Origin of the sequence: Reichenbachiella versicolor (assembly GCF_003171675.1) — a bacterium.
Lineage (GTDB): Bacteria > Bacteroidota > Bacteroidia > Cytophagales > Cyclobacteriaceae > Reichenbachiella > Reichenbachiella versicolor.
This window is the reverse complement of the sequence record NZ_QFZQ01000015.1, coordinates 21,658-47,107: the sequence shown is the minus strand read 5'-3', so window position 1 is coordinate 47,107 and position 25,450 is coordinate 21,658. Positions and strand designations below refer to the sequence as shown.

9 protein-coding genes are annotated in these 25,450 nt (G+C 38.2%); all 9 read left to right on the top strand.

Annotation, left to right across the window (positions count from 1 at the left end):
• Positions 1 to 474: 474 nt before the first annotated feature.
• From DKG80_RS20490 to DKG80_RS20450, 9 genes are read left to right on the top strand one after another with little or no spacing between them, the layout of a single operon-like run.
• A complete protein-coding gene (locus DKG80_RS20490; protein WP_109833261.1) occupies positions 475 to 2,523 on the top strand; it encodes a fibronectin type III domain-containing protein in 2,049 nt (682 codons plus the stop codon).
• Positions 2,524 to 2,525: 2 nt separating this feature from the next.
• Positions 2,526 to 3,431 (top strand): hypothetical protein, encoded by a 906-nt coding sequence (locus DKG80_RS20485; protein ID WP_109833260.1) that lies wholly within the window; start codon positions 2,526 to 2,528, stop codon positions 3,429 to 3,431.
• Entirely contained in the window at positions 3,428 to 4,300 is an 873-nt protein-coding gene (locus DKG80_RS20480; protein WP_109833259.1) for a hypothetical protein, read from the top strand. The genes DKG80_RS20485 and DKG80_RS20480 overlap by 4 nt, the downstream gene beginning before the upstream one ends.
• Before the next feature lie 19 nt (positions 4,301 to 4,319).
• Positions 4,320 to 11,465: a PKD domain-containing protein gene (locus DKG80_RS20475; protein WP_162556030.1), complete on the top strand. Its 7,146-nt coding sequence runs from the start codon at positions 4,320 to 4,322 to the stop codon at positions 11,463 to 11,465.
• Position 11,466: 1 nt separating this feature from the next.
• Positions 11,467 to 12,555, top strand: coding sequence for a M43 family zinc metalloprotease (locus DKG80_RS20470; RefSeq protein WP_162556029.1), 1,089 nt, complete (start codon positions 11,467 to 11,469; stop codon positions 12,553 to 12,555).
• Positions 12,542 to 17,140, top strand: coding sequence for a PKD domain-containing protein (locus tag DKG80_RS20465; protein ID WP_109833256.1), 4,599 nt, complete (start codon positions 12,542 to 12,544; stop codon positions 17,138 to 17,140). The genes DKG80_RS20470 and DKG80_RS20465 overlap by 14 nt, the downstream gene beginning before the upstream one ends.
• Before the next feature lies 1 nt (position 17,141).
• On the top strand, positions 17,142 to 18,596 hold the full coding sequence (locus DKG80_RS20460; RefSeq protein ID WP_109833255.1) for a PorP/SprF family type IX secretion system membrane protein: 1,455 nt from the start codon (positions 17,142 to 17,144) through the stop codon (positions 18,594 to 18,596).
• A gap of 54 nt (positions 18,597 to 18,650) precedes the next feature.
• A complete protein-coding gene (locus DKG80_RS20455; RefSeq protein ID WP_109833254.1) occupies positions 18,651 to 20,309 on the top strand; it encodes a hypothetical protein in 1,659 nt (552 codons plus the stop codon).
• Between the two features lie 9 nt (positions 20,310 to 20,318).
• Positions 20,319 to 25,448, top strand: coding sequence for a hypothetical protein (locus DKG80_RS20450; protein ID WP_162556027.1), 5,130 nt, complete (start codon positions 20,319 to 20,321; stop codon positions 25,446 to 25,448).
• Positions 25,449 to 25,450 lie beyond the last annotated feature (2 nt).

The window sequence follows — 25,450 nt, the reverse complement described above, 5'->3', positions numbered from 1 at the left end:
CCAGGCCACAACCGCGTTCAATTAGCTGAGGGAATTCTACTGTAGACATATCGTTTTATAGTTTGGTTTCTATTTAAAACGAGTTTCATGCCTGTGGGTGAATTCCCTTATTCATGAAAGTTTTATGAGCTTCGAATATCGTGATGCTATGTGATTATAATAACAAACCTGTATAAGGTCTAAGAATAGTAATATCAACGTAGAAAGATTTACCCTTTTGAAGCGTATTTCAGTGTGTTTTTATAAAGATATTTTTAGACCCAGATAATGAAGAACCCTCTAATAAATCGTATTAAAGTTCAGATTAAATCTGAATTGTGACAAACGAAACATAAAATGTCAATTCAAAAAGCGTGATATTATTTAAGAAAAAACAAGTATTATTGCGTGTTGGAATTGTATTTAACCTAGTTTGATATAGCATATTTGTACTAATTGCTATTAGAACTAATTAACCCTGCTAACTAAAACTATATGAAATCCATTCGGATCTGTTCTTTATTCGAGAGTTCAGTAACAACAATTCAAAGGAGAGTATTACTTCTCACGTTGATATTGTTTATTTCTTTAAGTGTTAATGCTCAAAAATCAGCATTATACGCAATTAATGACCCCAACCAGTCAGGTAAGGTTCTACTTAAGTGGTATTCATCCGAATTTTTATACAACGAAGGGGTTAATCTTTATAGAAAGCCATCAGATGGTATAGTTTGGGAAAAGGTCAATAAAAGTCCAATATTCACTTCCAATGATTTCAGCCCCACTGCAGTAAATTATCCGGATGATGATATTCGATTTTTAGAAGAAGTAATACTTGACAGTGCCTCAAGTATTGCCCAGTTACAAGAAACCTTTTTGTTTGTTAATGTTCTATTTAAGTCAATACAGTCAAAAGAATACGCTGAATTTCTTGGGATATATTTTGAAGATGCTAATGCAATAGAGGGTAAAAGGTACACTTATCGGGTCAATAAAATAAAGGGAGATAGAGAGTTTTCTATTGCGGAGTCTAAGCCTATAGTAGCGGGTAAGTTTTTTCCTGATCATTCTATAGAGGAAATAGATATTTATCAAGAAGGGCAAAAGTTGAAGTTTGACTGGAAAATGGATGAGGATCGTTTTTATGCGGTAAACATCTATAAAACAGAAGGAGCCAATGATACTACTTATGAGCAGATAAATGATAAACCAATTATAATATCCGAAGTCCAAGACAGTCTAGGCAGATTTGGTTATCCGACTCCAAAATTTTCTTTAGACAGTTTGGAAGAGCATCAAGTGTATTCTTTTCAGGTTCGAGGGTTAGGCTTTTTTAATGAAGAGTTAGCCTCGACAGAGGCTTTTAGATTTTCATTTGAAGATAATGTTCCTCCGGCCTCTCCTATAGGTCTAGTTTCAGAGTATGATTCTCTGACTGTTAAGTTGCAATGGGTTAATCGGTATACCGAAGACGTAGAAGGATTACGAATCTATAAGAGTAACAATAGTGAGGGGCCTTATCAAGTAGTAAACGAAGTGCTTTTAGATTCGACGGTTAATAGTTTTGTAGATGAGGCTAAGATTAATGGTAGTTTTTACTACAAAGTGGCTACAGTTGATTTTTCTGGGAATGAAGGTTTGTCAGAGTACTCTTTTGTAAAAGTCCCGGATGTATTTCCTCCGGCTACTCCTACAGGTCTGATTATTAAGAGTGATACGGGTAGAATGCATCTGACTTGGAATCATAATACCGAATCAGATCTATGGGGTTACCTATTATTTAGAACTACAAGCAGTAATGTAGAAGGTGATTATTTGTTGCTTAATACAGATCCTATCGACTCTAATGAATACATTCAAAAACTTCCCATTAATGTAAAAAACGACTTTTTCTACAAAATAGTAGCAGTAGATACTACTTACAATCGTAGTGGATATTCCGATTTTGCTAAAGCATCACTTCCAGATGTACTGGGACCAGAGACTCCATTTATAAAAAATATTCGAACAATTAATAATAAGCTGGTTGTAGAATGGGTAAAAAACATTGACAATGATTTAAAGAACTATGTTTTAGAACGTAGAGATACGGTTTCTTCAGAAGAATATTCTGTATTATCCAACGCTCTTAGCAGAGATCAAGACTCATTTACCGACTCGTCAGCAAAAGAGGGCATTTGGTATCAGTATAGGCTTTTAGCTCAGGACTCAGCTGGTAATTTCTCAAATCCATCTGCTGTAGCAATAGCAAGCTTGCCAATAAAAACTTCACCCATCAAAATTTCAAATTTAGAAGTCAATCACAAGAAAAAAAAGAAGATAAATACTTTGACTTGGGACATTGGTTCGCAAGAATATGTTGGAATAGTTGTGTATAGAGGGGCTTCTAGAGAAGCTCTAAAACCACTAAGCGGAATGCTCAAAGACCAACAATTTAAAGACTATAATTTAGGAAATGGTACTAAATGGCACTATCAAGTCAGGGTTTTTGCTGAATCTGGTGATGTTAGTAAATCGGAAGTATTGACTTGGAAAAAGAATTAACTATGATAACCACAAATAAGATATTCTATCAGTTTAAAGAAGTTTTAACAAATAGGTTTAGAAGTACTGTGTCTCGTCCTTACCTACCGATTGCTTACTTGATTTCTTTCATCTTGATAATATTAAACGCACATTCTGTGAGTGCTCAAGGTAAGGGAATCGGTATAGGTACTAGTTCTGTTCATAAATCTGCGGTTTTGCAGATATCATCAGAGACTAATACGCAAGGTGTCATCTTCCCGATTATGGATCAAAGTCAACGCAATAAGGCACTTCCGAAAGCCGCTCCTGGACTTCTAGTATATGACTCGCTAGAACATGTTTTTTACCAGAAAAACAAAGGCTATAACGCTTGGGAAGCTTTAGTTCCAATTCCAAGAGGGATAATCGTCATGTGGTCGGGCAATGAATCTACTATTCCTAAGGGATGGATACTGTGTAATGGTAAAAACGGGACTCCTGACTTAAGAGGAAGGTTTGTCCTTGGTTACGATGATGGTACTGGTGGTATGAAAGATCCTACGAATACATCTGATACTAAGTATAGAACTGTCAATAATACTGGGGGAGAGAAATTGCACACTTTAACGGTAAATGAGATGCCTACCCATAATCATTATGTAGACTTGACAGCAAGTACAGGAGGACATCATGCCCATGGGATTACTACTTTTAATGACAATTTCGATGAGACAGGAGGGCAGCCGGAAACAGGTAAGATTGGTTGGACGAACGACTCAAAGTTTACCAATTACGATAAGTTTCCTAAGAGAAATACCGATCATGATGGACTCCATTCACATACTGTTAAAGGTAATTCTAATACTCGAGGTAATTCTAAACCCCACGAAAACCGCCCACCCTATTATGTTTTAGCCTTTATCATGAAAACCTATTATAAACCATGAAAAATACTACTATTACATATTTGATATTTCTTTTAGTAATGGGCAGTGTGTCTAAAAATGATGTACTAGCCCAAGGCAAAGGAATAGGTATAGGCACTAGTTCTGTAGATCCCAGTGCGGTTTTAGAAATTCAAGCTGAAGACAATCAAAAAGGGATTTTAATTCCTAGGTTGACAGAAATTCAAATGAATTCTATTAAGTCTCCTGCTGAAGGATTGATGATCTATAATACGGAAGCTAAGGCGCTATATGACTATAGTGCGGGTACTTGGTCTCCTGTAGGTACACCAAAAGGAGCAATCATAATGTGGTCTGGTACTAAAATACCAAAAGGCTGGGCTCTATGTAATGGAACTAAAGGAACGCCGGATTTAAGAGGACGGTTTATCGTAGGTTATCATTCAGGAAAAGGAGATTATAATAACCCTGGAGATTTCAGTCAAAAAGGAAATACCGTCGCAGATAGAGGAGGGGAAGAGTTTTATGCATTGACTACTGCTGAGATGCCTAGACATAAGCATACGACTGGAATTTCAGGAAATCATAGCCATACTTTGAAAGACAATGGTCACAGAGTATATGACAGGAATTTCATTGACACACAGGCAGGAGGAAATACACATAGCTTGGGTTTTGCATATGGTCCTAAAATAATAGATGGTACTAAAAAAGCTTTAATTGATTTTCAGGATAAAGTAGACCCAAAAAGACAAGATTTAATTTTAGGTACTGGAATTTCTGAAGAAGGTAATCATACTCATTCGATTAGTGATACTGGAGGGCAGCATGTGAATAGTAAATGGCAAACAAAACCCCACGAAAACCGCCCACCTTACTATGTTCTAGCCTTTATCATGAAGATTTTATAAACCTATGAAATTAACCTGCATGAAAAATATTTTTTATTTAGTTGCTCTATTACTGTCCTTAAAAGCCTTCTCACAAACTGGCATGACCAACTATGGTCAGGTGATTTTTGTAGAAGGAGGAGCTACTTTGCATATACCTGGATATTATGCTGACTCGTCTGAAATGTCAAATGCAGGTATGCGTTTGGCTGGGACTTTGGAGCTCGGCGGCGACTTGATTAATGCTAGAAAGAAAAACTCTTTTCTGGGTAATTTATTGTCGGATGATGGTAGTGCTGGGTATATCGTTTTTAACGGAGAGGGAAACCAATCCATCAAAGGTGCTCCTGTTGCTGTGAGTACGGGTCAAACTAATGATCGAGGAGCCACTAATGTGACTTTATTGAGAAACGTAATTGTTGAAAAACCAACCGGAACTTCCCTTTTCATCGACTCGGATGTTCAAGAGATAAATAATTTTGAACTGTCTGAGAGCAATAGAGCAAACGTGGTACTACGAGATGGCGATATGTTCTTTCATGACTTCTATAATACAGTTGTGAATTATGTAGATGAATCGGTTAGTCTTCCCACAACTGGAGATCCTATTACACCAACTTTAGTAGAAAAATCTGGAATAGTGACTTCGGTTACAGGAGGTGGACAATTAATAGGCTATAAAAAAATACTTATAGATAAAGCAGATACTACTTTTAATCCTAAAGGTTTTGGTATAGGGCTAGAGTTCATTGATGAAGCATTTGTTGATAGCTTGAAAATAATTAGGAGTCATGAAAAAATTTCTTCTATCACTAATGGTTTCAGTGTTCTTAAATCATATGATGTTGCTGCAAAAATTAAAGGAGAAATAGCACTGAAAGGTTTAGACTTTTACTTAAGTGACCTTGAAGGTCTGGGAGTCGATTTGAGTAAATTATCAGTCTTTGTGACTGATACGATGAAAGTTGAATGGAGGAAATTGGAAGATTTAGGGTTTGCATCCTCTATAGAATTAGTTGGTAATAAAAAGAGAATTCGTTATTCCCAGCTTGACCCCAATCCTATTGATTCAATTTTTTATTTAAAAGATAAACACACCTATCGTTTTGCATTGGGAGAGACACTTTGCAATGTCCAACCTAAGTTCCAATTTACTTCTCTCTCAACAGATCCTGATAGAGACGACATAGACCCTTTAGATGATGGTATGGTATTCGAGTCGTGCATGGCTGCTGGTGGAATCGGAGAGGAAATGAAGATAAGTCTTCAGGGAGTAGGAGGTCACGAGTTTGGTCACGCCTATTGGATGAGTGAGTTCGAGGTCAAAGAAGATTCTATTTGGAGTGATACAGTTACTTTCAACTTGGCGAATGGAGCATTTAATAATAGAGATATTGGCACTTCGGAGACCTTTTGGGTAAAGGCAATTAGTACCAAAGGCTGTCCAGACACTTTGAGTTTTTCAACCAATTATCGCCAATACCCTACTGAACCTGTATTTGACTATACTGTCACACATTCGGCTGGCAGTCGATCAGGACCAAAGACAGTATGTACTGGAAATACAGTAGAGTTCACAAATTCATCGATGAAAGAAGATGGTAAAAAGGATAGTGACTTTGAAGTGATTACCTATCACTGGGACTATGGGGATGTGACAGATGAATTTGTCAATGATAGGAGTGAAATAGTAGATCATATTTATCCTAGCTTCGATTATGATGATTTTACTAATAATGACTTTGAAACGACACTAACCGTGACTACAGGTTATGGATGTAGATCTGAGTTGACGAAGACAATCAATGTGTTACCACGACCAGTTTACGACTTTTCTATAAATAACTATCGTGCTGATCAGTGGGTTTGTGAACATGATGATGTCCAAATTTTGACAAACATTACTGATAGTATATATGATGATACCCCTGGATATGGATCATCTAGAAAATGGATTTGGGATTATGGGTACTATACGAAGGATGGGGATTATCCTCGTGATACAGTTGATCTTTGGTCTTTTGAGGAGAGTGATGAGGCGCTGGTAGATAATACATATACCTATGAGTATATAGCTCCTAAAAATGACACTTTAGTTAGGCTCAGAATGGAATTTGAGAAAAGTGGGTGTTGGTCAGAAGTAAAGAAGCCGATAAGTATTAAACCAACCCCAGATGCATTGTTTGGTCCATTGTTTTTAAGAGAACCTGATAGTACAATTTGTGTAGAAGAAACTTTTGATTTCGATAACCTTTCTACTTTGGATGTAATATCCGGAGATGAGGAGGTAATGATGTATAATTGGTACTTCGGTGACAAGACATTTGAGGAAAGCAAACCAGAGTCTACTGAAGAATTTCCTCGAAAGTTTTATACAGATGATAGCCAGCCAAGTGATTTGGGTAATGATATGTATCGTGTTATGCTTAAGGTGGAATCTAGCAAATACCAATGCACGCACTGGGACACTGTTGATGTGAAGATATATCCAAAGCCTACAGGAGGCTTTGTACTAGAGAATCCAGATAGATGTATTGGTGAGAAGGTTGAGTTTACTAATAACTCTGCCATCGAGGCATTTGATGCTAATTCTAATTTGAAGTTCGAATGGAACTTTGGTGACCTCAGTGAGATTCGAAAAAATTCTATTGCTGGTGGTAGTTGGTCTACAGTTCATCACGAATACACCAATCCTGGATTATATACGGTGAGTTTGAAAAGAACCTCAGACTTTGGATGTACCAATACTGAGACGACTACTCACGAAATTCATGCTCTACCAGAACCATCTTTCATAGCTGACCCTGTTTGTGAAGATGAACTTTATACTATTCGAAATACTTCTAGTGTTCCAAAAGATCAAGATGAGATCACGGGTTATGAATGGGAAATAGAATCTCAACCTGGTTTACAAAACACTAAGGACGCCACAGCTACATTTAATAGTTATGGGACATATGATATCAAACTCACAGTAGAAACGGAATATGGTTGCAAAGAATCAACCACTGGAAAGGTAATGGTTGATCGAAAACCAAGCTTTACACTTGATCCCATTATTAGTTGTGCAGAGGTAATGACTATTGACCCACAGCTAGACCCTATAAGTTATTTGCCTACAGGTACTTCCTTTGAATGGTATGATAAAGATGATGCTTTATTGAATTCAGGAAATACTGATAAGCCAGAATTGACAGGCCTTACAAAAAGTGGCTTTTATACCGTTGATATGAGTCGCTCAGATGGTCAATACTGTAAGAATAGTCAAGATGTACAGGTGATTGCCTTATCTGCGGAAGTTTCGCTAGGAGATAAAACTGTTTTGACTTTTTGTGAAGAGGGTATTTTGAAGGCAAGTGTCAGAACTGATTTCGCACATATAAACAATACGTATCGATGGTTTAAAGATGGTAGCTTAATAAGCTCGGCTAGCGGGCCTGAGTTAAAGGTCGATAAACCTGGAACTTATCGTGTAGAAGCTACATCAGATTATGGATCCGATCAATGTATTTCAGTAGATGAAGTTCAAGTATTAATAAATGTCCCTCTGAGTTTGGCGCTGAGCGATATTCGAGTTTGTCCAGGCCTTAAAGGGGAGTTAAGCTTGGATGTTTTAGGAGCGACTTATGAGTGGCGTAAAGTAGGAAACGCTACTATTTTATCTACAGCGAATAAGCTTGAAGTCTCAGAAGCTGGTCATTATGAAGCTACGGTTTCCAAGGATGAATGTACTTCGACAGTGGTTGCTGAGGTTGTTTATGATAAATCACCTTTTGTTGATTTTACGACAAATACATTGGGGTATTGCGTAGATAACAAAATTGACTTTAAGAATCAGTCTTATACGACAGAATCAGGAACGACAATTATCGGATTTGAATGGTTATGGGATGATGGTACTACTTCAACGGAGCGAAATCCATCTTTTGTTTTTGAAAATGAAGGGCTTCATGATGTGAAGCTTAAAGTACAGACTAGTAATCTCTGTTTTGATAGTACGACGAATCAAGTTGAGATATTCACATTGCCGTCATCGGATTTCTCAGTCAGTGATTTTTGTAGAAATGTGGCAGGAGAGTTTAAAGGAAACCAGTTAGCAGGAATGGACAATTTCTGGGAATTTGGTGATGGACTGAGAGAATCAGGAGACATCGTTTACCATCAATATTCTATAGCTAAAGACTATACGGTCAGCCTGACGACTACGTCAGATCAGGGATGTCAATCCCAAACAACAAAAACAGTAACTGCACTTGAGATTCCTAAATTCAGTACTAAAGGTGAAATTGCCACATGTGCCTCTGAGGTTACGATTAATGCAGGAAACGTAGGTTCCACTTATATATGGAAAGATGCAGTAGGTACGAGTATAGGAGTCAGTCAGTTAAAAACCATCGACACCAATGGCAACTATAGTGTACAGATCACTGATGCTAATGCTTGTGCTATAACGGAGTCCTTTGACGTAGTCCTAAATACAGCGATTGAGCCAGATTTAGGTCCAAATAGAAAAGTATGTGGTGATATAACTTTAGATGCGGGGTATTATGCTGGAGCTACTTATGCGTGGTCAACAGGTGTGAATACACAGACACTCGAAGTAACCAAACCAGGTTTATATGCTGTTGATATTATAGATGCCAATGGCTGTATAGGAAGTGATGAAGTCCTGATAGAATGGTTAGATTCTCCTATTGTGGATTTGGGCGAGGATTTAAGAATTTGTCCAGGTAATGATATTCAGCTACACGCAAGGAATACAGGAAGTACATTCAAATGGTCAACAGGAGAATCTTCTCAAAAAATAAGAGTTTCTTCTCTAGGGATATATTCTGTAGAAGTAACTAATGCCAATGGCTGTACAGCTACTGATGAGATTAAAGTGAATTATTTCGCTGAACCTGTGGCCAATTTCCAAGTAGTTGAAAATTGTACAGGAAAAGGAGTTGAATTTAAGGATTTATCATTAAATAATGGAGAGGTTTTAACTTACCAATGGCAGTTTGATGATGGAGCGTCCGCTAGCATTCCTAATCCAACACATATTTTTACATCATCTAGTGATCATACCGCGAGGTTGGAGGTTGTTTCAGAAAATGGTTGTTCTGATGATTATACAGGTAGTTTCAAAGTCCATCCGCTACCAAATGTAAACTTCGTTGTTGAACCTATTTGTCAGGGAGACGATTTTACATTTACTAACCTTTCAACTATGGATGATGATACAGATATGAGTTTCTTCTGGGATTTGTCGGGAGGTAATCTTTCTACAGTAGAGTCTCCGAGTAGAAGTTTCGATGTTGACGGTATTTATTCGATTCATTTGAATGCCATCAGTGACTTTGGTTGTGTCTCGGACAAAACCAAAAGTCTAACAGTCAATGAAATTCCAGACGTATTATTGCCAGAAAGACTAAAGACTTGTGATCCAGAACTTGTTTTGGATGCAGGAAATCTAGGAGCGACTTATTCATGGAATACTCTTGAGACATCTCAAACGATCAAGGTAAGTACAGCAGGGAATTACGAGGTAGAAGTAATAAACGCTCATGGCTGTAGTATCACTCAAGATATTGATGTAGAATTTTATCATATTCCTCAATTAGCGCTTGGAGATGACTTTAGAAATTGTGGACCTACCGAGTTAAAAGCTACGATGACCAATGTGTATTACAAATGGTCTACGGGTGAGAATACTCCTATTATCAATGTTTCCAGTTCAGAGTTATATACATTAACTGTTAGTAATGATGAATTTTGTAATACTTCAGATGATATTTTTGTAACCATAGATGAGGCTCCAGAATCTAGTCTGCCTGTTAAGATAGAGGTATGCTCTAATGAAATGGCTGAATTGGATGCCTTTACCACTTCTGCAGCGTCATATCTATGGTCAACAGGAGCTTCTACTCCAAAAATTTCAACAAATATTCCAGGAGAATACTCTGTAAAACTTGTATCCACAGATGGATGTGAAAACACAGAGAAAGTAATATTGGAGACTAAAGCAGTTCCAGTTATCCAAATTGAAGATCAAGTAGCCGGTTGTGATGACATAGAACTGAATCCAGGAGCAATTGGCAGAGAGTATAAATGGTCAAGTGGAACAAATGGATACTTTGAAACTTTTTCAGAATCAGGAATTTATTCGGTTGAAGTCGTAGGGGAGAATGGTTGTGTAGAGCGAAAGGATTTTGATCTATCTATAAGTGATTCACCAATTATAGATCTTGGGGATAACCAGCAGATATGCTATGGTGCTACTACTATCTTATATGCTGGTCAGGAGGGAATCTACGATTATAAATGGTCGGATAAATCTACAAATAACTTTCTGGAGGTAGGTAGCACTGGTCTTTATTCAGTAATTGCCTATAATGACGAAGGTTGTAGTACAGAGTCATCTGTTGAAGTTTCCATGCGAGATGAGATAGCGTTAGATCTAGGAGAAGACTATTATGTATGTAAAAATGAACAAGTAGTATTAGATGCAGGTATTGATGGATTGGAATATAATTGGTCTTCTGATCATGGTGAATCATCAAACGAAAAGAGTTTCGTACCCGAAGAATTGGGTACATTTTATTTGACTGTGTTTGATGACCTTGGTTGTGTAAACTATGATCAGTTGACAATCACTCCTACTACCAACGATATTACAGCAAGTTTCTTATCCGCAAGTTTTGGAGATGTAGGTGATACTATACAGTTTGCTCAACTTACCGAATCATTAAATGCTACTTATGAATGGTTTTTTGGTGATGGTTCAAGGAGTACAAAACAAAACCCTGATCATATATATTTTAGAGAAGGAGAATTTGATGTGACTTTGATTGCCAGCAACGAAGTCTGTAGTGATACCTTAACCAAAGTTATCTCTATTGTTTCCGGTAGATTGGAAGGAGATGATGATGTATATGTACCATTATTCTCATCTATAGAAGATCTTGACCTGTATCCAAATCCAACTACGGAATACATAGACGTCCATTTTAAACTAACGAAGGAAGAGACGGTGTCTCTATTGATCAATGATATGTCTGGTTACATAGCTCACAAGGAAGATGTTTTATTGAAAGATGAAACCTTAAGATTTGATGTGTCTAGGTTGTCCTCTGGAGTTTATTTTCTTACTGCTGCCACCCCTGGTAGTCTTAAGCGAGTCAAATTCATAATTGAGAGATAAGTTGAAGTTGTCTCTCAAACATATTGCTCATTTAATTTATGTACTGCTAATAGTATTAAGTAGTGAATTATTAGCTAAAAATATTGATTATCAGGTCATTAATACTGTGGTTCATATTGTATACAATAATGAATTTCAAAATATTTCTGATAGTCAGGTTCGAAGCCAGATTCAGGTTTTGAATAATGATTACTCTGCAAATAATTCTGATCTCAAGGAAGTTGATATGGAGTTTCAAGGGATAATTGGTAACCCACGGATTCAGTTTCAGCTCGCGTCCGAAGATCCGTTTGGCGAAATTACAACTGGAATTGAACGACATGAAACGACTCATGGTGTATTTGCCAATTCAGATATCTATAGTTCAAAACTAGGAGGTGCTGACGCTTGGGACACCGAACGTTATTTAAATATTTGGGTCACTGATTTAGCTCCAGGAATTGTTGGATTTGCAACTACACCAATAACAGCTACATCTGTTGAAGATGGGGTGGTTGTAGATTTTACAGCCTTTGGATTAAGCGGAACAGTAGTAAAACCATACAATTTAGGTAGAACTACTACTCATGAAGTTGGGCATTACTTAGGGCTTCATCATTTATGGGGTACTGGAGGATGTAATACAGACGATGGAATATTTGATACTCCCAATCAAGAAAAGAAAGCAGGTTGTGGATCAGAATCATCTAGTTGTGGGAGTACCGATATGATTCAGAATTACATGAATGTAGCAGATGACGAGTGTTTGTTATTCTTTACAGAAGGACAGTCACAAAAAATGGCCACTGTATTAGAAAACTACAGGAATAATATATGGTCATTTAGTGACTCGCCAGTAACGAGTGTTAATGATTCGCCTTCTTTTGAAACTAAAATTTACCCTAATCCAACTAAAGATGGGACATTGATAATTTCCAGTCCTAATGATACATTCATAAACCTTTTTCAAATAAATGGACAAAGGATATTAACTCTTGTGAATACTAAAACACCTGTGTCTATTAAGCTGCCAAAAGAAGGAGTCTACCTTATTAAATATGGTATCAATAATACGCATGAAATAAAAAGAATTGTTTATGCAAAGAATTAAACCTGACAAACAAAAAGAATTTATAAATGCGAAGTGGCTTGTAGTCATACTTCTGTTTATGAGTTCAATAGTAACAGCTATGCCAGTAGCAGATTTTACATTTGATATAGTTTGTGAAGGAACAGAAACCACTTTTACCAGTACATCCACCCCTGGAGGAGCTGGAGCTTTAATAATCTATAGTTGGGATTTTGGAGATGGTGAAGGGTCCAATCTTCAATCGCCAAAGCATACCTATGCTACCGCAGGAGATTATACAGTGACATTAACTGTTGTAACCAGTTTGGGTGACAATGACCAAGTGCAGTATATAGTCAATGTAAAGGAGATTCCTGATTTAAATTTCACATTTACCAATGCACTTCAATGTGAAAGTACCTTGTTTGAATTTCAAAATAATTCAACGGGAGTTGATACGCAAACATGGGACTTTAGCGACGGAAATTCTACTGATGAAGACCCATCACATACATTTACATCTACTGGGTCTAAAGATGTGACTTTATCCGCAACACATGCAAATGGTTGTGTCACCTCATTGACTCATAAAATAGATGTTTATCCAGATCCAGTAGTTGATTTTGATGTTGATAATACTTGCTTAGGAGGATCAGCTTCTTTTACAAACCATACGACCATTACTTCTGGAAATTTGAACTATGATTGGGATTTTGATGATGGGGATAAATCTGTTGAAACAAATCCATCCCATAAATATACAACAGTAGGAGAGTATCAAGTTAGTTTGACAGCTACATCAGAAAAAGGATGTAGTCAGTCCTTAACCTTGACCGGAGTAGATGAGTTAGAAGTTTTTGAGCAGCCGATTGCTAATTTTTCTTATACTGATGTTTGTTTTAATACAAGAGCGGATTTTACTAATACCACTACAGGTATAAGTATGTCTGATCTATCATTTGAGTGGAGCTATGGTAATGGGAAGAATGAAACAACACAGGATGCAAGTCACTTATATGATGCTTCAGGTACCTATGACGTTACATTGAGTGTAAAATCTATTAATGGCTGTACTAGCATGGTAGAAAAAGTCATTAATATTAATCCTCTACCGGAGCCAATATTTACAGTAAGTGACGCTTGTTTAGGTGAAGCTATCACTTTAGTCAATACCTCTACAGTAGAGTCAGGGAGTTTGGATTTTGAATGGGATTTTGGTGATTCAAATGGATCTACTGAAGTAAATTCATCGCATACTTATGGGCTTGATAATAGGTACACAATTGAGTTGACAGCTACTTCTGATTTTAGTTGTGAGAAAAAACTATCAAAAGATGTTGTAATTTATCCTACAACGGATGGAGGAACTACATCAGGGGCTATTACTTTATGTCAAGGAGATCCTACCATAAGAACGGTATCAGTCACAGGTGTAGTAGGAAATATAATACGTTGGGAAAGTTCCTTAACCAATGCTGCCCCATGGACTACGATCAATGAAAAGGGTAATAGCATCTCTTATAGCAATTTGGATGCTACGACTTACTATAGAGCTATTGTCAAAAGTGGAGTATGTGATGAGGTCGCTTCCACTGTGACGACTATCACAGTAGATAAAAAAACAGTAGCAGGAAATATTACTGGAAGCATATCTGGTAAATGTAAAGGAGCTAATAATGGAGAAATTAAACTATCAGGACAGATAGGTACTGTCGTAGAATGGCAGGTGTCTGAAATAAGCTCAACAGCAGGATTTACGTCAGAGGCAATTACAGATAATGAATATATCTACAACGACTTGGACGAGAATACATACTATAGAGCTCTGATTCAAAATGGCGTATGCTCACAAGAGTTGACATCAGTAGCAACAGTCGAAATAGCACAACCTTCTCAAGGAGGAGTTCTAAGTGGAGCAGCATCAGTTTGCAGTGGAAATAATAACGGTTTAATGGAACTCAATGGCGAAGTAGGAGATATTCTTTATTGGGAGATATCGGACAATGGACTAGCCCCATGGAGTGTCATTAATACTCAGGAAGATAATCTTGACTATGATGACTTATTATTTACAAGGTACTATAGAGCCGTAGTGAAGAATGGAGATTGTCCATTGGATGAAAGCAATCCTGTAGTCATCACAGTATTGGACAATACAGATGCAGGACATCTAGAAGGAGTATCTGAAGTATGTGATGGGAAAAATAGTGGCAAGATTACTTTGACGGATTTTGTAGGAAAAGTCACGAAATGGGAATACAATGACAATGGAACTGATTGGTTTGATTTAGGAGTTATTGATCAAGAATATACGTTTAAAGATCTAACTAAAACAACTACATATCGAGCATATGTACAGAACGGAGGATGTGCTGAAGAGGTAACTCCTAATTTCGAAGTGATGGTACATCCATTACCAGTAGTTTCTTTCAATAATGACGAAGTCTGTGAAGGAATAGCTACTTCCTTTACAAATTTGAGTACTGTCTTTCCAGGTAAAAATGAGAAGTTTACTTGGGATTTAGGGAATGGATCCATTCGAGTGATCGAAAACCCCAAGTTTCTATTTGACGGTGATGGAGTTTACTCTGTTAAACTGACCGTAGAAACAGATCAAGGTTGCATTAACGAAGCTACTCAATCTGTAATAGTCAATCCTGTACCAGAAGCGGGAATATATGTAGAGAACAATTGTGAGCGTGATGAGAGTATTTTTACAGATAACACAATTTTGTCGAGTGGTAAAATTGATGTGTATGAATGGAAATTTGGGGACACCAACACAGCTAACATTGCAGATCCAATTCATACTTATGCAGACAATGGTAGCTATGATGTGTCTTTGAGAGTTACAACAGATAAAGGTTGCAGCCACGAGACAACCACAAAAGTTGAGATTTATCCAAGAGCAGAGCCCATTTTTGAAGTAGATAATGTTTGTTTTGGTAAAGAGGCTGAGTTCCAAAACAATAGCAAAATAGAGAACGGAAATTTATTTTTTGTATGGAACTACGGGGATATCAATACCTCATTGGTAGAGAATCCAGTCCATACTTATGCTGCTGATGGAGATTACCTTGTGAATCTTCAAGTGACCACTAATCATGGCTGTATTGATAATGTTAGTAAGATTGTCAGCGTACACCCTCAACCCGAAGTTAATTTTTCTACAACTAGTGTTTGTGCAGATGCACCTATGGTATTCAATAATGCTACTATTTCGTCTGCTGCATCTATAGAATATGATTGGGATTTTGGAGATACAAAGTCTTCTGATGAGGAAAATCCAAGTCATCAATATGAAAGCTTTGGAAACTACAAAGTCACATTAGTAGCTGAAACTGGAGAAGGATGTATAGGAACGCATAGTGAAGTAGTAGTAATCGAGCCACTACCTCAGATTAATTTTTCCATTGACAATGTATGTTTTGGTAAGGAAATTAGTGCTATAAATAATACTACTATCTCTAATGGTACTATTTCGTATTTCTGGGACTTAGGAAATTCTGATTCTCGTGACGTAAGGCAGTTCACTTATAAATACAACGCCCATGGAGACTTTGATGTGACATTAGAAGCGACTTCAGATTTTGGATGTGTATCTCAGGAAACGAAGAGTATTACAATTTACCCATTACCGGAGGTCGATTTTGAAGTAGAAGAAGTGTGTGATGGATTAGAGTCTGTTTTCGATAACACCTCATCCATCCCTAATGGCACTATTGATAATTACATCTGGGATTTTGGGGATCAGACTAATGCTATTGTAGAAAGTCCAACAAAGCAATACCTAAATGCTGGTCTCTACGAAGTAGCTCTACAAGCAACATCTAATAATGGTTGTATAGATGGGATTTCTAAGGAATATGTGGTACATGAGTTACCGATTGCCAACTTCAAGATTGAGAGTGTTTGTTCAGGGACTGATGTTGAAATTGACGATAAATCCGATTCTCCAGATGGGACACTACGATATGCGTGGACATTTGGCAATGGTGAAGAAGATGTAGTTCCCGAGCCAACAATCTATTATGAATTGCCCGGAGATTATGAAGTCAAGCTGAAGGTCACGGCAGGAAATGGTTGCCAAGATTCATTGGCTAAAATTGTGCATGTGTATTATACTCCCGATGCCTATGCTGGTGAAGATGTTACAGTAAGTAAAGGCTTTCCAGCTCAGCTAAAAGGAGAGGGAGGTGTATTTTATTCTTGGTCACCAGTTGAATTCATGGATGACTCTCAATCATCTCAGCCATCCGTTGCTCCCTTGGAAACTACCACCTATTTACTTGAAATTATTGATGAAAATGGTTGTTCAGATTTTGATGAGGTTACTGTCAATGTTGAGAATGATCATAAAGTAGTTCCATCTAATGTTATGACTCCAGACGGCAATGGTCTAAATGATGCTTGGATAGTCGGTAATATTGAAAATTTTGGTCAGGCTAATGTTGTGGTTTTTGACCGTTGGGGAAAAATTGTTTTTCAAGAACAAGGCTATCAAAATGACTGGGTCGGAACAGCAGGGAATGACATTTTACCAGATGGAACTTATTACTATACCATTACATTCCCAGATGCCACGAAAAATTATTCTGGAGCTATAACAATCATGAGAAACAAGTAAGATGAAGAAAGTAATATTACTCGTTGGGTTAGTTGTTTCTGTAATTGTTGCTAAGGCACAGCAAGTACCTCTTTTATCACAATACTATATAAATCCATATTTGGTGAATCCATCTATGGCTGGATCCACGACCGAGGCCAATGCTTTTTTAACTTATAGAAAACAGTGGACAGGAATATCGGGTTCACCAGAGACTTCAGCATTTACAATTGATAGCAATCTGAAGAATGAGAATATGGGGGTTGGATTGACTTTTGTAAATGACGTATCTAATATCATTGGTCGTACCAACTTGCTAGGCTCATATTCCTACAAAGTAAATTTGAATACAGAGCAGGCACTGACTCTCGGGACTTCGATAGGATTTCTTCAAAATAGAGTATTCTTTGAAAGAATTGAAGCAGAAAACCTTGATGACCCTAACCTACTTTCCGACTTCAATAATAAGACCGTCTTGGATGGGGCAATAGGAATCAACTATAATTATGGCAATTTTATAGCAGGTTTTTCAGCAGCCCAAATATTCTCAAACAGCTTTAAGTATGAAAATAACTCGGACTTTAAGGAGTTAGGGTTTGGTTTAGTAAGGCATTATACAACGAGTCTTCAGTATAAAATGACACTCAGTCCACGCTGGGAAGTACAGCCAATAGTATTGATGAGAGTAGCACAGGGACTGGATCCATTATTTGATTTGAGTGGTGTTATTACTTATAACAATCTTCTTTGGACGGCTGTGACATATAGAGCTGAAGTGGCTACTAGTATAGCATTTGGTATGAATATCGATCAGCGATTTGTAGTGAATTATTCTTATGAGATTCCTAATAAAGAAGTAAGAGCGATTGCTGGAGGATCTCATGAGTTTACACTTGGTATAAGGTTGAATCGCATTGGGAAAAAAGGTCATAGCGGATCTGGATATACACCTAGTTTGGATAGTATTTATACCAAAACGCTTATTGATGAGAAGTTTGAAGAACAGGACAAGGAAATAGAACAGATGAGAGAAGACATAGATACCTATAAAGATGATCTTCAGAATCTAATTTTCGAACACGGTGTGAATATGTCCAATCCAAGTGAGCTTGATACGGTTAATAACTATTATATGGTAGTTGGCATTAGCCAATCGATAGAAGAAGCTAAGAATCTACAGAAAAACCTCAAACGCGAAGCTCAAGTGGAGACTAAAGTAATCCAAAGTGAAGATGGAGCATGGTTTTTACTATCCACAGGAGAGCCTGGTTCGATCAGAGAAGCTAAATCCGAAATCAAATCTCTAAAAGAGAAACAAGTAGAGGAAGTGACGGAGATAGAGCCATGGGTATACAAAGAAGAGAAAGAGAAGAAACCTAAGTATGCTCCGGTGAAGACGACCAAACAAGTAAAACGAAAAGATTCAAAGCATAAGATTTATACAAAAACTAAAAAACAAAAAAGAAGGAAACTCTAATTGACCAATAATAAGCATACATATCGAATACTGAGGAATTTAATCTTGTTTGTGATGATAGGTTTAAATTCACTAGCTGTCAAGGGGCAGGACATAGAAGAAGTCATCAAAGCCAAGCCAATATCCTATCAGGGTGGTTTTTCTTTTAATAATACCCTGTACTCGGCAGTGGGCATAGAAAGTCGAAGAGACCCATATTTCTGGATATTAAATGCCGATATCAATTTTGATTTTTTTGGGGTAGTCAGTGCTCCCTTTTCTATGACTTTGACTTCCCAAAATAGAAACTATGAAGGAGCACAGCCTTTCAACCAGTTTGGGATTAGTCCACGGTACAAATCCGTGACAGCGCATCTGGGGCATCGAACAATGAATTTTTCAAGTTATACACTCGCTGGAAATTTATTTTTGGGCGCAGGGGTAGAAGTAGCGCCGGAGAATAGTTTCGTACGAACCAGTGTAATGTGGGGGCAGTTTGCAAAGCCCGTAAGTAAAACGGGTCTAGATGGTAATGCTTTCGTTAAGCCGACTTATCGTAGAATGGGTTATGGTTTTAAAGTAGGTCTAGGAAGAGAAAAACACAATGTTGACCTGATTCTTTTCAAAGCCGAAGATGATGAAAATTCAATTCAGCAGGATAGCGTGACGATTACTCCAGAAGAGAATTTAGTACTCGGATTCAATACCAAACACAAGATTGGCCGCAGAGTCTCTTTTGAGTTTGAATACGCATACAGCATGTTTACCCGAGATAAAAGAGCTCAAGAAGTCGTCATTGACGACTATACTTTCGTGAATAATTTCGGAGCTCTATTCGTTCCTAATACTTCTTCGGAATTTACAAAAGCATTAGCCGCAAAAACTGTTTACACAGGCGAAGGCTATCAATTAAACTTAAACTACAGAGAGATTGACCCTGGCTATAGAACCATGGGATCTTCATTTCTCAATAATGACCTTCGAGACATATCGGGAGGGATTTCGTGGGCAATGCTTCAACAAAAAGTCAACGTAGCACTCAACTCAGGTTTTCAACAAAACAATCTTAATAATCAACTAGCCAGTGAAGTATATAGAGTGATTTATGGAGGTAATATCGCATATGCGCCCTCTCAAAACTGGAACTTTAATGTAACCTATTCAAACTTTAACTCAAGTACACGACAGACTCAGATCCAGACAGATGTACTAGTAGATTCTTTGGACTTTTTCTCAATCACCCGCAGTGGGTCGTTTGCTATTAATTATAGAACTACAAAAACAGCAGGTGTCAACCATAATATATTCTTAAATACCAATGTACAGGATGTGCAAGATAGCGACGACAACGCCTCAACCTTTGTCAATTACATGCTAGGACATCAGATGACTGTAGGAGACGGTTGGAGTATTTCAACTTCAGCTACGTACAATGATAATCGTGCCGCAGCTTTTAGTAATGTTACCACCGGCCCCGTACTGACCATCAATAAAAGCTTATGGGAGAAGAAAGTCAATGCCTCCATCTCGGCTAATATGATGTACTCCTATCTAAATAAGCAGTTGACCGACAAGATTTACAACCTAAGAAACACCTATTCTTTGAGATTAGGTGAAAAGCATAATTTTTCAGCAAGCATATTCTATCTGAACAAAGAAGCTTTAGGAGAGAATAAAACTAAAGTGCAAGAAATCAGAGGAAACATAGGCTACAGTTATAGGATATCATCTTAAGAACCTAATATGATCGAAAAAAATATTGACATACACCGGGAGATAAAAAGGAATTTGAAGAGAAATGAAACCTCTCCAGAGGCTTTGTTAAGAAGAGTATTCAAACCTATGTTGAGCGCTACCAAAGGAATGTTTGCATCAAGTGCAATAACAATCCTTATATTATCACTACTTACAGTTCAGTATTCTCAAGCACAAGTTCTGCGTTATCCCGCAACAGTTACGCCGATGATAGGTGTACCGCATACTTTGTACTTAAACGATTATGCCGCCCCCGCTAGTCAACACCTTACAGCAAGTGTAATCTTCAATGACTTCAATGAACCAGTTTGGGATTTCAGACTTCGGTTAACAATTGAGAGTAACAATATTCGATTAACTACTTCACCAAATTATATTCCGCAAGCACCTATATCAGTAGCCCCAGGTAGTCCGGTATTTCTATCAGGTGATGATTGGGCACCCTATCTCGATTATCGAAATATGATCGTAGAAGGAGATTATCAAAATGAACTCTACAAATCAGGACGATTACCAGAAGGGTTCTACAATTTTTGCTTAGAGGTATTGGATTATAACTCCGGTAAGGTTTTATCAAGAAAATCATGTGCCCAAGTATGGCTTCAGCTGACGAGTCCTCCGATGGTAGTCACTCCACACAATGGTTCCAAGGTAGACCCTGCCAATATCCAGATACCTTTCACATGGCAGATGTTTAACACCGCTGCGCCAGATGCTCTGGTACCTCCAGAATATCAGCTGACCATGTGGGAAGTGACAGCTCGTGGAGCAGACCCTATGAGTGCCGTGGCCAATGGACAGGCGCTACAAATCTATCAGTCGGATTTTTTGACCAATACCATGCTTCTGTATGGCTCTTCTGAGCCCGCATTAGAAGAAGGAAAACAATATGTTTATAGGGTTCAGGTCATAGATCCAGATGGTAAGGCAGCATATAAAAATGACGGATATAGTGAATTCAATCACTTCTACTATGGAGACCCATTGAATGGTCAGATTACCCTGAAAGAACCAAAAAACAATGGAGCCTTTAAGCTAAGAGATCAGCCGATCATGAGATGGTCTAGCGTAGATAACGCCATACCAGGTCAGATGATCAGTTATAAAATTCAGATTGCTGAAATTGATGAAGGACGTATTCCTGATGAAAATACCGACTTTATCAGAAAGTGGTATGAATATGAGACGGGAGCCAATAGCCTAATAGAAGACAAAGCCCATATACTACGTCAGCCTCCGCAAAAAGAAACTGTATACGCATGGAGAGTCTTATCATATGTAGAAGGGAAGGAAACGGGTAAGAGTGATCCTTTTATCTTCAATGGTCCAGGATTGTTAGAGCGTTTTTATGCAGGTACTCATATGGTATTTGTTGATGCCATTACAGAAGCCAATTTAGCAGGTTTTGGAGGAGAAGGTAGAATTAGGCTTACGGAAGATCCAGATCTATGGACAAAGGTCAGTTTTAAAGATCTCAAAATCAAAAACCATAGCGGTTTCTATGTACTAGAAGGAGGAGAGTTCTTTTATGAACCTCCAAAACCAAAAATAGTTGACCTGGCTCCTGATGTAGAAGTCAATGAAGGGGCAGTTTTTGATATTCAGAAATACAGAATAGACAAAACGGGAGTTTATGCCTGGGGGGCAGTTACATGGGACTTCCCTCATCCGACTATGGATTCAGAAAAAGCCATAGTGAGGACAGAAGAGAAGTGGACCAATTTCAATGAGTATAAACTCAATGGCGCATTGGAACTTGCAGAAGAGAAGCATTATGACCTTTTAGATCCTTATCAATTCTCTATTGACTTAGATCCAGAGTCGGTAGTATACCTCAATTCAGATCAGTTTAGATTTGATTGGTTGGGAACCGTAAACATGCCATCAAAGGTAAAAGGAGTAACAGAAGACCAATGGAGTTTGTCATTCCAAAATGCTGACCAAATACACTATATCAGGAATGAAAGTCCAAGCATTTCAAATAACCTTTCAGTACTAAATGGTACGCGGTTAGAATTAATCCCTACCGATTTTACCATTGATTTTTCAGAAACACAGTCCCCTTTAAAACAACAACAAAACCCAGATTGGAAAGGAGCATATTTGGACAGTTATACGCTCATGTACAACTCTAACATAGATGCCAGCTCTCAGATCAAATTCGATGAAACATTTACTCATGATTATTCTCTAAGTACAGAGACTAATCATATAGCTTATGTCACAAGCAAAGGTCTTCAATTCAATCTAGATGAAGAATTTGCCCAAGGTTCACAAGCATACTTCAATACCTTCCCCGCCACACTGCGCAAGATCAAAATACAGATAGTAGATAATTTGATGCAGAATGATTGTCAGCTTGAAGGAGATATGTATGTCCCTATCGTAAGTGAAGATGAAGTATTTGATTTTACAGTTCCGATAGCCAATACAGGTTTTCGAACTGGCTACCTGCATGATCTAGAAGATATATATCGAGAATTTAATCCTGATGGTGGTGATCAGCAACTCAATGTTACCTTCAAGCGTGCGGTATTTGCTGATAATAATCGTCTGAATATGACGCTTGATATGCACTGGCCAGCAATAGATGTTACTTTGGAAAATGTCAGAGGGTTCAAAGCTTGGGGAGATTACCATATAGGGTTTAATGTACAAAATGGATCTCTCCCACTTACCAATAGAGTAAAAACCCAGTTGAAGAAGTATCCTGCTGATGCCCATACCATAGGTGCAGGAGCCGGTGATGGACGCTATTCGATGGCAATCACGCTAGATGTACAACTAGGTAACGACGTTGGAGGAAATGAAGGCCCTCCAGCAGTTAATCTGTACTCTATAGTTAATTCTCGTCATCTGCCAGATGAGATGACTCCAGTTGAGAACAAGTTCAAGACACCAGAAGAGCAAGCAGTCAGTTTAGAGGAAGCGGTAGCTAAAATAGAAGAAGAAGCTGCCGCTACTGAAGCAGCGTTAAAAGCTAAGCTAATTGAAGAGAGTCTACGAATAGCCAAGGAAGCCGAAGCACTTAAGAAGGCAGGAGCTTCGGGGACTCCTTCCAAATATTACTCTGTTGATGAAATGTATGACGGCCCTGGTTTTGATCCAGGCAGCAATAGCATAGAGTCTGGCGCTGGTGGTATTTATGGTAAGCTCTCCAAACAACAGCAGGAAATTGTCAATTCGATGGTGGCCAGAATTGTCAACAAATTAACAGATCCTGTTACAAAAAGAATAACTAGCGTAACTGACACGCTGGAGTCTAGACTCAATAAAAAACTAGATTCTTTAGAGAAAAAATCTAACACCTTTATCAAAGACAAGGTAGACGTTATAGTAGATGGGATTGCAAATGGATTGGCCCAAGCCTTACAAAATGATAAGGTAGACCTAGCACCTTCGATCGACAATATTGCTACAGCTACAAAAAACAGTGTAAGTGGAGAGCTTCAGTCATCATTAAGCAAATCAATTGATGACAATATAAGAACACCCTTATCTGAGTTGATTACCAATGGAGTAGGAGGTAGAGTTAACAACTATATTGTAGAAAGAGTTTCTGCTTCAGTTTATGGAGTGTTGGAAGGAGACCCTAATGCCAGCGGATCAGCTGTTACAAGTATAGTGACAGATATTCCTGATCTTTTACAGGATATAGCAGAAGAAATTTGGTCAGAACTCAACCCTAACAATCTAGCCTCAACAGTTACATCATTAGGACAAGATATAGTCACTAACATAGATGTCAATAACATTTCTTCTGACATATCAAGTGCTGCACGCAAAGAATTAAATAGACTTGTGGGTGATGTGGCGATGGATTTTATAGGAGATAAAGCCGCTGAATTTGCCAATGAAATTCTTGATTTAGGGGAGTATCCAGGCGTACCAATTGCCTTCGATGGGATGGCTTCAAGGTTCACTGGAAGTCCTAAGGACTTTGCAGCCGACCCTATTGTCGTTCAGTTGAATACTAGTGTCTTGGATGCGAAAGGCTACATTTCGTTCCAAGAAGATGAACCCACCTATGGAGATGTTTGGGCAGGAGATATCAAGATGAATATCAAAGTCCCGGATAAAAATAAGCCTGTGCAGTTGGCAGCGCTATATATATCTGGGAAGAAAGATGGAGTTAACTATTGGTTCGCTCAGGTGGACTCAGATATGGGCGAAGGGCGTAAACCGGGAGCACCAATTAGCAAAGAAGTACGTCCTCTTAGCAAACCTATATCACTTGGGGCGATGCAGCTTGGAGGTATCGTTGGTCGAGTATACCATCATATGAAAGAAACTCCAGGAGACATGATCGTTCCAGACGCATCTATCAAATACGGAGCCTATTTAGGATTGGTAGTGGTAGATGGACAGGGAGGACAGACCTTTAGGATGTATGCAGATGGAGAAGTGATCATGCACTCTTCAGGAGATTATACGCTCGACTTTAATGGAAACATACATATAAGAGGAGAAAGTACTATCCCCAAGGCAGATCCTGCATCAGACATCATTGGAAATATTGAAATCAGGTATAACTCTAAGGAACGACATTTCTTCGGCTATGCAGGAGTAGAAATGAAGACCGAGGCTCTCTGTGCAGGGGGGAGTCTGCTAGTAGATACTAAGCCTGGCCAGTGGCGTGTCGCATTAGGTACTTCTGAGGATAGGATTTATATGACACCAGGCTGTGTTGGCTGGGGGGGTGATGCATGGCTGGATATCAATGAATATTCTGCAGAGTTTGGTCTTGGTTTGAGATTCAGCATGTTCGCCGAGTCACCTACAGTTAATCTTGGATTTGTCAAATTCTACGTCTATGTAGACGCAGGGATTGCTGCGGGTATATTAGCACAAGTACGTTACAAGCCTAAGTTTGGTCTGATGAAAGCCGGAGTCTGGGTAGAAGTCTGGGTAGATGTAGGAGTAGGCTATCAAAAACGAAAGTGGAACGGAAAGTGGAAAGGACTTAAAACTATGACACTCGTTGAAATATTTATTCGAGGAGAGTTACTTGTGATCTTTGACCCTAGTCCAACGACATTGACTGGAAATGTCAAAGGAACCGTTAAAGTCTTGGGCTTTAAAAAAGGATTCAATGCTAGCGTAGATATGACACTCTAATA